General features: G+C 62.6%; 7 protein-coding genes. 4 read left to right on the forward strand and 3 right to left on the reverse strand.

What is annotated here, in order from left to right; genetic code table 11:
* Positions 1-509 precede the first annotated feature (509 nt).
* The gene (gene lysA, locus I8746_RS10060; protein WP_221100587.1) at positions 510-1,742 is read right to left on the reverse strand and encodes a diaminopimelate decarboxylase; all 1,233 of its coding nucleotides are present in this window, start codon (positions 1,740-1,742) and stop codon (positions 510-512) included.
* Between the two features lie 123 nt (positions 1,743-1,865).
* Here lysA and I8746_RS10065 point away from each other — a divergent pair, with 123 nt between their 5' ends.
* Positions 1,866-2,771, forward strand: a complete 906-nt coding sequence (locus I8746_RS10065; RefSeq protein ID WP_010953080.1) for a LysR family transcriptional regulator — start codon at positions 1,866-1,868, stop codon at positions 2,769-2,771.
* A gap of 198 nt (positions 2,772-2,969) precedes the next feature.
* Here I8746_RS10065 and I8746_RS10070 read toward each other — a convergent pair whose 3' ends face one another.
* Complete coding sequence (locus I8746_RS10070; RefSeq protein WP_012053192.1) at positions 2,970-3,323, reverse strand: hypothetical protein; 354 nt, start codon at positions 3,321-3,323, stop codon at positions 2,970-2,972.
* A gap of 274 nt (positions 3,324-3,597) precedes the next feature.
* On the opposite strand from I8746_RS10070, the gene I8746_RS10075 reads away from it, so the two are divergent.
* A complete protein-coding gene (locus tag I8746_RS10075; protein WP_221100588.1) occupies positions 3,598-8,463 on the forward strand; it encodes an NAD-glutamate dehydrogenase in 4,866 nt (1,621 codons plus the stop codon).
* Between the two features lie 261 nt (positions 8,464-8,724).
* Here the strand turns inward: I8746_RS10075 and I8746_RS10080 are convergent, their stop codons facing one another.
* Positions 8,725-9,543 carry a pyruvate, water dikinase regulatory protein gene (locus I8746_RS10080; protein ID WP_003248634.1) on the reverse strand — a complete coding sequence of 273 codons (819 nt, stop codon included), beginning with the start codon at positions 9,541-9,543 and terminating at the stop codon, positions 8,725-8,727.
* Positions 9,544-9,734: 191 nt separating this feature from the next.
* On the opposite strand from I8746_RS10080, the gene ppsA reads away from it, so the two are divergent.
* The gene (ppsA, locus tag I8746_RS10085) at positions 9,735-12,110 is read left to right on the forward strand and encodes a phosphoenolpyruvate synthase (RefSeq protein WP_012053190.1); all 2,376 of its coding nucleotides are present in this window, start codon (positions 9,735-9,737) and stop codon (positions 12,108-12,110) included.
* 102 nt (positions 12,111-12,212) lie between these two features.
* Positions 12,213-13,205, forward strand: a complete 993-nt coding sequence (locus I8746_RS10090) for an alpha/beta fold hydrolase (RefSeq protein ID WP_014753965.1) — start codon at positions 12,213-12,215, stop codon at positions 13,203-13,205.
* Positions 13,206-13,491: the final 286 nt, after the last annotated feature.

Raw genomic sequence — 13,491 nt, forward strand, 5'->3', positions numbered from 1 at the left:
GGCGTAGCGCAGGGGCAGCAGTTCGAAGCGGCGGGTGCAGTCGGCGACGGGGCTGTTGCGCAGGGCAGGGCGGTAGCCGGAGGTGATGCGCCTGCACAGTTCGAGGGTTTCTTTCAACGAGTCCATGTATAGCTCCAGCGAGCAGGGATGATCATCAAATGCATGCAAGCGTTGCATTCGACCCGAGGCTGGACACTAGCGAGGAATCACTTCTCAAAGGAGCATTGCGCTTCCGATAGGTGCGTAGGAAATTTCTGATTAAACGGTATCGTTGACGTTGGCAGGCTTTTTGTCGCCTTGCGCGTCAACCCATCTGCCTCTCGTTGCGCCATGGCTATCGGGTGCAGAGCCACCCTGGTCGCTTTTTTAAATACGGTCCCGCATCGAGACAGGGCCGCAAAGCGGCCCGATCGCACCCAGCTTGAGCGTGCCGGGGGATGAAGCTGGAGGTGAAGGTCAGTTGGAAGCGGGCGTGCCCGCAAAAGAGTGTGCACGCCTGGGGGCGATCTTTAGAAATCCGCCTCCAGGCTCAGCAGGTCCTGCACCGTCTGGCGCCGGCGGATCATCCGCAGGGTACCGTTCTCGATCAGGAACTCCGGCAGCAGCGGCCGGCTGTTGTAGTTCGACGACATCGACGCGCCATAGGCCCCGGCATCGTGGATCACCAGCAGGTCGCCCACCTGTGCCTGAGGCAGGTCCTGCGGGGTCAGCGCCTGGTCATCCTGAGTGAACACATCACCCGATTCACACAACGGCCCGGCCACCACGGTCGGCTGGCGCGGGCGATCTACTGCCTGGCCATCGGCATCGAGCAGGGTCATGCCGTGGTAGGCGCCGTACATCGCCGGGCGCATCAGGTCGTTGAAGCCAGCGTCGATCATGACGAAGGTATTGCGCCCCACCTGTTTCACGGCACGAACTTCGGCCACCAGGTAGCCCGACTCCGCCACCAGGAAGCGCCCGGGTTCGATCTCCATGCGCACCGGGTGGCCGAGCATCGCTTCGATCTCCTTGCGCGCCACCGCCCAGGTCTGCGCATAACGCTGCAGGTCGACCGGTTTGTCGGTGCTGCGGTAAGGGGTGGAAAGCCCGCCGCCGATGGAGAACGCCTCGATGTCCACGCCCAGGCGGCCGATCAGCTCGATCATCGAGCGGGCCACCTGTTCCAGGTGCTGGTAGTCCACCCCGGAACCAATGTGCATGTGCACGCCCACCAGGTGCAGGCCATGGGCCTTGATGCACGCCAGCGCCTCGTCCAGCTCTTCGTGCCAGATGCCATGCTTGCTGTTTTCGCCGCCGGTATTGGTCTTGCGGCTGTGGCCATGGCCGAAGCCTGGGTTGATGCGGATCCACACGCGGTGGCCGGGCGAGCGTTCACCCAGTTGGCGCAGCATGTCGATGGAGCCGGCATTGACTTCGATCTTTGACGCCACCACGCGCTCCAAGGTGGGGCGGTCCAGCGCGTCGCAGGTCAGCACCACGCCGGCAGGGTCACCGTCCACGCTTGCACCCGCAGCGAAGGCCCGCTCCATTTCACCCAGCGACACGGCGTCCAGCACCAGGCCATGGGCGCGCATCAGGCGTAGCACATGCAGGTTGGGGTTGGCTTTCTGGGCGAAGCGCACGGTGTCGAATACGTTCAACTGCTCGACACGCTCGGCGATGGTGCTGGCGTCGTACGCCCAAAGCGGCGAGCCGTGCTGGCGAACCGCCTCGGCCAGAAGGGTGAAGGGTGCGGTCATGGTGGCGCTACTCGGATAAGGAAGGCCACGAGGATGAATCAAAGCGGGAATTCAGAAAAATAGCTATTTTTCTGCAAGTCATTCATATCTGATATACCCATTGTCGACTCACCGGGTGCTGCCGTGAAACTGTCCGTCCGCCACATCGAAGTGTTCCGCGCCATCATGGCCGCTGGTAGTGTCACCGGTGCGGCGCGCCTGCTGTTCACCTCGCAGCCGACCGTCAGCCGCGAACTGGCGCGGCTGGAGCAGGTGACTGGCCTGAACCTGTTCGAGCGCGAGGGCGGGCGCCTGGTGGCGACGGCCCAGGCGCTGCTGTTGATCGAAGAGGTCGAGCGCGCCTACGTCGGGCTGGAGCGGATCGATCGCTTTGCCCAGGCCATCCGCAACTTCGAGCAGGGCCGGCTGGCCATCACCTGCCTGCCGCTGTTCTCGCAAACCTTGTTGCCCAAGGCCTGCCAGCGCTTTCACCAGCAGCACAGCGGTGTGAGTGTGAGCATTCTGGCGCAGGAGTCGCCTTTGCTGGAGGAGTCACTGGTTGCCCAGCAGCATGACCTTGGCCTGACTGAAGTCGAACAGATACCGCGCGGCGCGTATGGTGAATTGCTGTTCAGTGCCAACATGGTGTGCGTGTTGCCCGAGCACCACCCGCTGCAGGTGAAGGCTGAACTGGAGCTGAGTGATTTCCATGAGGTCGATTTCATCAACCTGGCCAGCCTGGATACCTACCGCCAGCGTCTGGATCAGCACTTTCGTGCGGCCGGGGTTAACCGCCGCACGGTCATCGAAACCACCAGTGCCGCTTCGGTGTGCGCCATGGTCAGGCAAGGCCTGGGGGTGGCGATCATCAACCCACTGAGCGGGCTGGAGGCGGCGCAAGGCGGGTTGCCGATCCGCAGGTTACGGGTATCGGTGCCCTATCAGGTGATGCTCATACGCCCGGACCATCGGCCGGCATCGGCAGCGGTGGAGCCGTTTTGCGAGGCGTTGCGGGTGCAGGCCAAAGAGATGCAACAGGCGCTGGCCTGATCATTGTGGGGGCGGCCTTGTGTCGCGATAGGGCCGCAAAGCGGCCCCAGCAATCTATGCATGATGTCGGGATCCTGGGGCCGCTGCGCGGCCCTTTCGCGACGCAAGGCCGCTCCCACAGGGATCGCGTCAGCTTTTAGAAATTGAGCAAGACAGTTGCTCCCCAGGGACCGCGCTCCCACTAGGCAGGGGCAGGGTTCAAAGCTCGCAGACCAAGGTTCCAGTACCGGCCAGGATGTTCTCCAGGGTTTCCTTCACTTCATCCATGTCACTCAGCTCGCTGGTCAGGGTGATTTCCAGTGCTTCATCCCCCTTCAGCGCGTCCCGGTCGCCGGCCGCCACTTCAATCAGCAGGCGCTTGGCGCTCAGGGTCACCTTAAGGCCATCCAGTGTCGACGGCTCGTCATCCAGCGTCAGGTCGACGGTGTCCTCGTCCGGGTAACGGGTAAGCAGGAACATCTGACCCTTGTCGCTGTGGCAGCACAGGGTCGCCATGTTGTCTTCCTCGTCATCGCAAGGGGTGGCGAACAGCAGGGCGGTGTTGATTTGCATGAGCAGGCTCGGGTCAAAGGAAACGGAAGGGAATTCTGACAGTCTTGCGTACAGGCATAAACGTAAAGTTACCGCCCCTTGACCGAAATTGTCGCAGCGCTGCAAGCGTAGATGACCGATCAGTCGTTAAGCTTCGGCGAGCCCTGGGCGTGCCTGCGCACGTTCAACGTCTGGTTTTTACCGTCCGTCATGCCACGGGTTGGCTATCGTTGATCCGTACACGGCGCACGCAGCGACGCTTCAATTATTACAAAGCCCAAGCGGAGTACCACAGATGGCGTTCTTCACCGCAGCCAGCAAAGCCGACTTCCAGCACCAACTGCAAGCGGCCCTGGCGCAGCACATCAGCGAGCAGTCCCTGCCACAAGTGGCGCTGTTCGCCGAGCAGTTCTTCGGCATCATCTCTCTGGACGAACTCACCCAGCGCAGGCTTTCCGACCTGGCCGGCTGCACCCTGTCAGCCTGGCGCATCATCGAGCGTTTCGACCCCGAATACCCGCAAGTGCGGGTGTACAACCCTGATTACGAACGCAATGGCTGGCAGTCGACCCATACCGTGGTCGAAGTGTTGCACCATGACTTGCCGTTCCTGGTCGACTCGGTGCGTACCGAGCTCAACCGCCGTGGCTACAGCATCCACACCCTGCAAACCACCGTGCTCAGCGTGCGCCGTGGCGCCAAGGGCGAGCTGTTGGAACTGCTGCCCAAGGGCACCCAGGGCGAGGGCGTGCGCTACGAGTCACTGATGTACCTGGAGATCGACCGCTGCGCCAATGCCGCCGAGCTGACAGTGCTGACCCGCGAGATCGAGCAGGTGCTGGCCGAGGTACGGGTGGTGGTGGCCGACTTCGAGCCGATGAAGGCCAAGCTGCGTGAAGTGGTGGCGCAGGTGGAACAGACCGGCTTTGGTCCTGCCCAAAACGAGAAGGGCGAAGTCAAGGCCTTCCTCGAGTGGCTGCTGGATAACCACTTCACCTTCCTGGGCTATGAAGAATTCACCGTCAAGGGCGACGCCGATGGCGGCCAGATGGTCTACGACGAGCAGTCGTTCCTCGGCCTGCCGCGCCGTCTGCGCGTGGGCCTGACCGCAGAAGAGCTGCGCATCGAAGACTACGCTGTGGCCTACCTCAACGAGCCGCTGCTGCTGTCGTTCGCCAAGGCTGCGCTGCCCAGCCGCGTGCATCGCCCGGCCTACCCGGACTATGTGTCGATCCGCCAGCTGGACGCCGACGGCAAGGTCATCAAGGAGCACCGCTTCATGGGGCTGTACACCTCGTCGGTGTATGGCGAAAGCGTGCATGCCATTCCGTACATCCGCGTGAAGGTGGCCGAAGTCGAGCGCCGTTCGGGCTTCGATCCCAAGGCCCACCTGGGCAAGGAACTGGCCCAGGTGCTGGAAGTGCTGCCGCGCGACGACCTGTTCCAGACGCCGATCGACGAGCTGTTCAGCACGGTCATGGCAATCGTGCAGATTCAGGAGCGCAACAAGATCCGCGTGTTCCTGCGCAAAGACCCGTATGGCCGCTTCTGCTACTGCCTGGCCTACGTCCCGCGGGAAATCTACTCCACCGAAGTGCGGCAGAAGATCCAGCAGGTGCTGATGGAGCGCCTGAAGGCCAGCGACTGCGAGTTCTGGACCTTCTTCTCCGAATCGGTACTGGCCCGTGTGCAACTGATTCTGCGGGTCGACCCCAAGAACCGTATCGACATCGACCCGCAGCAGCTGGAACGCGAAGTCATCCAGGCCTGCCGCTCGTGGCATGACGACTACTCGGCACTGGTGGTGGAGAACTTCGGCGAAGCCCAGGGCACCAACATCCTCGCCGATTTCCCCAAAGGCTTCCCGGCCGGATACCGCGAGCGCTTCGCCGCGCACTCGGCGGTGGTCGACCTGCAGCATGTGCTGAACCTGTCTGAAAGCAAGCCGCTGGCAATGAGCTTCTACCAGCCGTTGACCCAGGTGGGCGAGCGCATCCTGCACTGCAAGCTGTACCACGCCGACACGCCGCTGGCGCTGTCCGACGTGCTGCCGATTCTGGAAAACCTCGGCCTGCGCGTGCTCGGCGAGTTCCCGTACCGCCTGCGCCATGCCAATGGCCGCGAATACTGGATCCACGACTTCGCCTTCACCTACAGCGAAGGCTTGAGCCTGGACATCCAGCAGCTCAACGACACCCTGCAGGACGCCTTCATCCACATCGTCCGTGGTGACGCCGAGAACGACGCTTTCAACCGCCTGGTGCTCACCGCCGGCTTGCCGTGGCGCGACGTGGCCTTGCTGCGTGCCTACGCCCGTTACCTGAAACAGATCCGTCTGGGCTTCGATCTGGGCTATATCGCCAGCACCCTGAACAACCACACCGACATCGCCCGTGAGCTGACCCGGTTGTTCAAGACCCGTTTCTACCTGGCGCGCAAGCTGACCCAGGACGACCTTGACGACAAGCAGCAGCGCCTGGAACAGGCCATCCTGAGCGCCCTGGATGACGTGCAGGTGCTCAACGAAGACCGCATCCTGCGGCGCTACCTGGACTTGATCAAGGCCACCCTGCGTACCAACTTCTACCAGCCCGACGCAAACGGCCAGAACAAGTCGTACTTCAGCTTCAAGTTCAACCCCAAGCTGATCCCCGAACTGCCCAAACCGGTGCCAAAGTTCGAGATATTCGTCTATTCGCCGCGCGTCGAGGGCGTGCACCTGCGCTTTGGCAACGTTGCCCGTGGTGGCCTGCGCTGGTCCGACCGCGAAGAGGACTTCCGTACCGAAGTGCTGGGGCTGGTGAAAGCCCAGCAGGTGAAGAACTCGGTCATCGTGCCGGTCGGCGCCAAGGGTGGTTTCCTGCCGCGTCGCCTGCCGCTGGGCGGCAGCCGTGACGAGATTGCCGCCGAAGGCGTGGCGTGCTACCGCATCTTCATTTCCGGCCTGCTCGACATCACCGACAACCTCAAGGACGGTGGCGTGGTGCCGCCGGCCAACGTGGTGCGCCATGACGATGACGACCCGTACCTGGTGGTCGCGGCCGACAAAGGCACCGCGACCTTCTCCGACATCGCCAACGGCATCGCTATCGACTACGGTTTCTGGCTGGGCGATGCTTTTGCTTCCGGCGGCTCGGCCGGTTACGACCACAAGAAGATGGGCATTACCGCGCGCGGTGCCTGGGTGGGCGTGCAGCGCCACTTCCGCGAGCGCGGCATCAACGTGCAGGAAGACCCGATCACCGTCATTGGTGTGGGCGATATGGCCGGCGACGTGTTCGGCAATGGCCTGCTGATGTCCGACAAGCTGCAACTGGTGGCAGCGTTCAACCACCTGCATATCTTCATCGACCCCAACCCGGAGCCCGCTTCCAGCTTCGCTGAACGCAAGCGCCTGTTCGACCTGCCGCGCTCGGCCTGGAGCGACTACGACACCAGCATCATGTCCGAAGGCGGCGGGATCTTCCCGCGCAGTGCCAAGAGCATCGCCATCAGCCCGCAGATGAAAGAGCGCTTCGCCATCGAAGCCGACCGCCTGACCCCGACCGAGTTGCTCAATGCGCTGCTCAAGGCCCCGGTAGACCTGCTGTGGAACGGTGGCATCGGGACCTATGTCAAGGCCAGTACGGAGAGCCACGCCGATGTCGGCGACAAGGCCAACGATGCGCTGCGGGTCAACGGTAACGAACTGCGCTGCAAGGTAGTGGGCGAGGGCGGCAACCTGGGCATGACCCAGCTCGGCCGCGTCGAGTTCGGCCTGAACGGCGGCGCCACCAACACCGACTTCATCGACAACGCCGGCGGCGTGGACTGCTCCGACCACGAGGTCAACATCAAGATCCTGCTCAACGAAGTGGTGCAGGGTGGCGACATGACCGAGAAGCAGCGCAATCAGTTGCTGGGCAGCATGACCGACGAAGTCGCCGGGCTGGTACTGGGCAACAACTACAAGCAGACCCAGGCATTGTCGCTGGCTGCCCGCCGCGCCCGCGAGCGGATTGCCGAGTACAAGCGCCTGATGGCCGACCTCGAGGCGCGGGGCAAGCTGGACCGTGCCATCGAATTCCTGCCGTCCGAAGAGCAGTTGGCCGAACGCCTGGCTGCCGGCCACGGCCTGACCCGCGCCGAGCTGTCGGTGCTGATCTCGTACAGCAAGATCGACCTCAAGGAGCAACTGCTCAAATCGCTGGTGCCGGACGACGACTACCTGACCCGTGACATGGAAACCGCTTTCCCGCCGTCCTTGGTCAGCAAGTTCGCCGAGGCCATGCGCCGCCACCGCCTGAAGCGCGAAATTGTCAGCACCCAGATCGCCAACGACCTGGTCAACAACATGGGTATCACCTTCGTCCAGCGCCTGAAGGAGTCGACCGGCATGAGCCCGGCCAACGTGGCCGGTGCTTACGTGATCGTGCGCGATATCTTCCACCTGCCGCACTGGTTCCGCCAGATCGAGGCGCTGGACTATCAGGTGCCGGCAGAAATCCAGCTCACCCTGATGGACGAGCTGATGCGACTGGGTCGTCGTGCCACCCGCTGGTTCCTGCGTAGCCGCCGCAACGAACAGGACGCCGGGCGCGATACCGCGCACTTCGGGCCGAAGATCGCGCAGCTGGGTCTGAAGCTGGATGAGCTGCTCGAAGGCCCCACCCGCGAACGCTGGATGGTGCGCTACCAAGGCTTTGTCGACGCCGGTGTGCCGGAGTTGCTGGCGCGGATGGTGGCGGGTACCAGCCACCTGTACACCCTGCTGCCGATCATTGAGGCGGCCGACGTTACCGGCCATGAGCCTGCGCAGGTGGCCAAGGCATTCTTCGCCGTGGGCAGCGCGCTGGACCTGACCTGGTACCTGCAGGAAATCAGCAACCTGCCGGTGGAAAACAACTGGCAGGCGCTGGCGCGCGAGGCATTCCGCGACGATATCGACTTGCAGCAGCGGGCGATCACCATTTCGGTCCTGCAGATGGTCGATGCACCGCAAGACATGGATGCCCGCGTGGCGTTGTGGTCAGAGCAGCATCGGGGAATGGTGGAGCGCTGGCGCGCCATGCTCGACGACCTGCGCAATGCCACGGGCACTGACTATGCGATGTACGCGGTGGCCAACCGCGAGCTGGTCGACCTGGCCATGAGCGGGCAGGCAGCGGTGGTGCCGTCCTGAGCCTTGTGGTGAGGTAAAACAAAGCCCCGGCAGTGATGCCGGGGCTTTTTTTTGTATGCCTGGGCGGGCCCTTTCGCGGGTGAACCCGCTCCTACACAGATGGGTGGTGGACACACATCGGGGGTTGGGCGCAGCCCGTCGTGTAGGAGCGGGTTCACCCGCCAAGATGCCCCCCCAGCGGGCCCAATTACACCCGCCGTTCACCGTTGCCGCCGCTACCGTATTCGCGGGTAAACCCGCTCCTACAGGGGGGCGGGGCTGTTACTTGAACCGTCTCTCCACGCCTTTTTCGACCAGGATCTTGGCGGAAATCTCTTCCACCGAAAAATGCGTGGAATTGATATTGGGAATGTTCTCCCTGCGGAACAGGCTTTCCACTTCACGCACTTCGAATTCGCACTGGGCAAAGCTGGAATAACGGCTGTTGGGCTTGCGTTCGTGGCGGATGGCGGTGAGGCGGTCGGGGTCGATGGTCAGGCCGAACAGCTTGCTGTGGTGCTTTTTCAGCACCGCCGGCAGCTGCAGGCGCTCCATGTCGTCCTCGGTCAGCGGGTAATTGGCGGCACGGATGCCGAATTGCATGGCCATGTACAGGCAGGTTGGGGTTTTGCCGCAACGCGACACGCCAACCAGAATCAGGTCGGCTTTGTCGTAGTAGTGGGTGCGTGCACCATCGTCGTTATCCAGGGCGAAATTCACCGCCTCGATGCGTTCCATGTAGTTTGAATTGCCGCCGATCGAGTGGGATTTGCCCACGGAATACGACGAATGGGCAATCAATTCCTGCTCAAGAGGGGATAAAAACGAAGAAAAGATGTCGATCATGAAGCCATTCGACGTCGCCAGGATCTCGCGGATGTCCTGGTTGACAATGGTGTCGAAGATGATCGGGCGGACCCCATCCCGCTCGGCCGCAGCGTTGATTTGCTGGACCATGGCCCGCGCTTTGTCCGGCGAATCGATGTAAGGACGGGTGAATTTGTTGAATGGAATGCTCTCGAATTGCGCGAGCAAACTCTGGCCCAGGGTTTCGGCAGTGATACCGGTGCCGTCGGAGATGAAGAACGCGGTTCGTTTCATTTGCGATCTGGGCCTTAAGCTGATGACGATTCTTGGATATGATAAGTTCGGTTTGCCGAATGCGGCTGTCGACATTCTGCCACATTTGCAGCGCCTATTTTCCAGGTACAGGCCACAAACGCCCGGCCAAGTCATAGAAGACAGGCGGGCGCCTTTTGAGCTTTTCCAACACAGTTAGTGGAGAGATCACCTTGGTAGAGTACGTAGTTTCCCTCGATAAGCTCGGCGTCCATGATGTGGAGCATGTGGGGGGCAAGAACGCATCCCTGGGCGAGATGATCAGTAACCTCGCCGGTGCCGGCGTGTCGGTGCCGGGCGGCTTTGCCACTACGGCTCAGGCGTACCGTGACTTTCTCGAGCAGAGTGGGCTGAACGACCGCATTCACGCCGCGCTCGACGCGCTGGACGTTGACGACATCAATGCCCTGACCAAGACCGGCGCGCAGATTCGCCAGTGGGTCATGGAAGCCGAATTCCCGCCACGCCTGGATTCGGAAATCCGTACGGCCTTCGCCGAAATGGCCGCCGGCAACGACAACATGGCCGTTGCCGTGCGTTCTTCCGCCACTGCCGAAGACCTGCCGGACGCCTCCTTCGCCGGCCAGCAGGAAACCTTCCTCAACATCCGTGGCGTCGACAACGTGATCCGCGCGGCCAAGGAAGTGTTCGCCTCGCTGTTCAACGACCGTGCCATCGCCTACCGCGTGCACCAGGGCTTCGACCACAAGCTGGTGGCTCTGTCTGCCGGCGTGCAGCGCATGGTCCGCTCGGAAACCGGCACAGCCGGGGTGATGTTCACCCTCGACACCGAGTCGGGCTTCCGCGACGTGGTGTTCATCACCGGCGCCTACGGCCTGGGCGAAACCGTGGTGCAGGGTGCAGTCAACCCTGACGAATTCTACGTGCACAAGAACACCCTGCAGGCCGGCCGCCCGGCCATCCTGCGCCGTAACCTGGGCAGCAAGGCGATCAAGATGATCTATGGCGAAGAAGCCAAGGCCGGCCGTTCGGTCAAGACCGTCGAAGTCGACCGCGCCGAGCGCGCACGCTTCTGCCTGACCGATGCCGAGGTCAGCGAGCTGGCCAAGCAGGCCATGATCATCGAGCAGCACTACCAGCGCCCGATGGACATCGAGTGGGCCAAGGACGGTGACGACGGCAAGTTGTACATCGTCCAGGCCCGCCCGGAAACGGTGAAGAGCCGTTCCAGCGCCAACGTCATGGAACGCTACCTGCTCAAAGAGAAAGGCACCGTGCTGGTCGAAGGCCGTGCCATTGGCCAGCGTATCGGCGCCGGCAAGGTTCGCGTCATCAACGACGTCTCGGAAATGGACAAGGTCCAGCCGGGCGACGTACTGGTCTCCGACATGACTGACCCTGACTGGGAACCGGTGATGAAGCGCGCCAGTGCCATCGTCACCAACCGCGGTGGCCGTACCTGCCACGCGGCGATCATCGCCCGTGAGCTGGGCATCCCGGCGGTTGTCGGTTGCGGCAACGCTACCCAGGTGCTGAAAGACGGCCAGGGCGTGACCGTTTCCTGTGCCGAAGGCGACACCGGCTTCATCTTCGAAGGTGAGCTGGGCTTCGACATCAAGCAGAACTCGGTCGATGCCATGCCGGAACTGCCGTTCAAGATCATGATGAACGTCGGCAACCCGGACCGCGCCTTCGACTTCGCCCAGCTGCCCAACGCCGGTGTCGGTCTGGCACGCCTGGAGTTCATCATCAACCGCATGATCGGCGTGCACCCCAAGGCACTGCTGAACTACGCGGGCCTGCCTGCCGACCTGAAAGACAGCGTCGACAAGCGCATTGCCGGCTACAACGACCCGGTCGGCTTCTATGTCGAGAAGCTGGTCGAGGGTATCAGCACCCTGGCGGCGGCCTTCTACCCGAAAAAGGTCATCGTGCGCCTGTCGGACTTCAAGTCCAACGAGTACGCCAACCTGATCGGCGGCAAGCTGTACGAGCCGGAAGAAGAAAACCCGATGCTGGGCTTCCGCGGTGCGTCGCGCTACATCAGCGAATCGTTCCGTGACTGCTTCGAGCTGGAATGCCGTGCGCTGAAGCGCGTGCGCAACGAGATGGGCCTGACCAACGTCGAGATCATGGTGCCGTTCGTGCGCACCTTGGGCGAAGCCAGCCAGGTCGTCGACCTGCTCGCCGAAAACGGCCTGGCCCGCGGCGACAACGGCCTGCGCGTGATCATGATGTGCGAACTGCCGTCCAACGCCATCCTCGCCGAAGAGTTCCTGGAATACTTCGACGGCTTCTCGATCGGCTCCAACGACCTGACCCAGCTGACCCTGGGCCTGGACCGTGACTCGGGCATCATCGCCCACCTGTTCGACGAGCGTAACCCTGCGGTGAAGAAGCTGCTGGCCAACGCCATTGCCGCCTGCAACAAGGCTGGCAAGTACATCGGCATCTGCGGCCAAGGCCCATCGGACCACCCGGACCTGGCCAAGTGGCTGATGGAGCAGGGCATCGAAAGCGTGTCGCTGAACCCGGACTCGGTACTCGAGACCTGGTTCTTCCTGGCCGAAGGCCAAGGCGCGGCCTGATGCAGTAAAACGCGGGGGGACGTCTGGCGTCCTCCTGCCTGGTTTTTTCCAGGGCGAGCTCCAGCAATGGACCCCGCCCTTTTTTGTGCACCAAGCAACCTTATGCAAAGCAGCAGCACTCTATTCCCCGTGGCCCTGCTCAGTGCCGAGCGCCGCGGCGATCTCAGCGAAGACGTGTATCGGATCAAGGCCGGTAACGGCCCGGACCCCAGCGTCGAGCTCGCCATCACCCGTCTGGGGCTGGCCGACCAGGTTCAGGCCCAAGGCGTGCCGGTCATTCTCCTGCACGGCAGTTTTTCCAATCGGCGTTTCTGGTATTCACCCAAAGGGGTTGGCCTGGGCGCCTACCTTGCGCGCGCCGGTTTCGATGTCTGGATCCCGGAAATGCGAGGCCATGGCTTGTCGCCGCGCAACCTTGCCTGGAAGCACAACAGTGTTGCTGCCTACGCCCGTGATGACCTTCCGCTGATCAACGCCTTCGTGCGCGAGCAATCGGGCCAGGCGCCGCACTGGGTGGGCCATTCGCTGGGTGGTACGACATTGGCGGCAGCACTGGGTGGCGGCTTCCTGGAGCCTGGGCAAGTCGCCAGTGTGGCCTTGTTCGGTACCCAGATCAGCCGTGTCTATTGGCCATTAAAAGTGCCGCCGCTGGCTTGGGGCGCGAAGCTGGTGCTCAAGCGTTGGGGACAGATATCCGGGCCGCGCTTCAAGCGTGGGCCTGAAGACGAGCCGATAGGCCTCGCCTTGGAGAGCATGCGCTGGCACGGCCTGTTCGGGCGCTTTGGCGACAAGCAGAACGATTGGTGGGCAGGGCTGGCTGAAGTGGATGTACCGCTGCTGGCAGTGGCCGGTGCAGGGGACTTCCAGGACCCGGTGTGGGCCTGTCGCAAGCTGTTCGAGCAGTTGGGCGGCGAGCGCAAGCAGTTCCTGCGGCTGGGTCGTGAAGAAGGTTTCGAGGCCTTTGGGCATGTCGACATGCTGGTGAGCAAGGCCGCGCAGGTGCAGGTGTGGCCGCTGGTGGAGCGCTGGCTGCGCAACCCGCTGCTGCCCGTGCATGCGTCCACTGTCGTTGCGGAACCTGTGCCTGCCAGTTGAGTTTGCTGTACCTGTCATGGCCTCTTCGCGGGTGAACCCGCTCCTACAACGGATTGGTGGTGGACGCACATCGGGGGTGGGACACAGGCCGTCGTGTAGGAGCGGGTTTACCCGCGAAAGGGCCGGGCCTGCTGGCCAATTTCCACCGGCCGTTCACCGTTGCCGCCGCTACCGTATTCGCGGGTAAACCCGCTCCTACACCTGGATAACGGCGCGTTCTTGTGCAGGAACGGGTCACGCGTGGAAGGGCCGAGACAGGATGAATACAAATGACTGCCCGGTCCCG

The organism is Pseudomonas sp. USTB-Z, from assembly GCF_019691255.1.
GTDB lineage: Bacteria > Pseudomonadota > Gammaproteobacteria > Pseudomonadales > Pseudomonadaceae > Aquipseudomonas > Aquipseudomonas alloputida.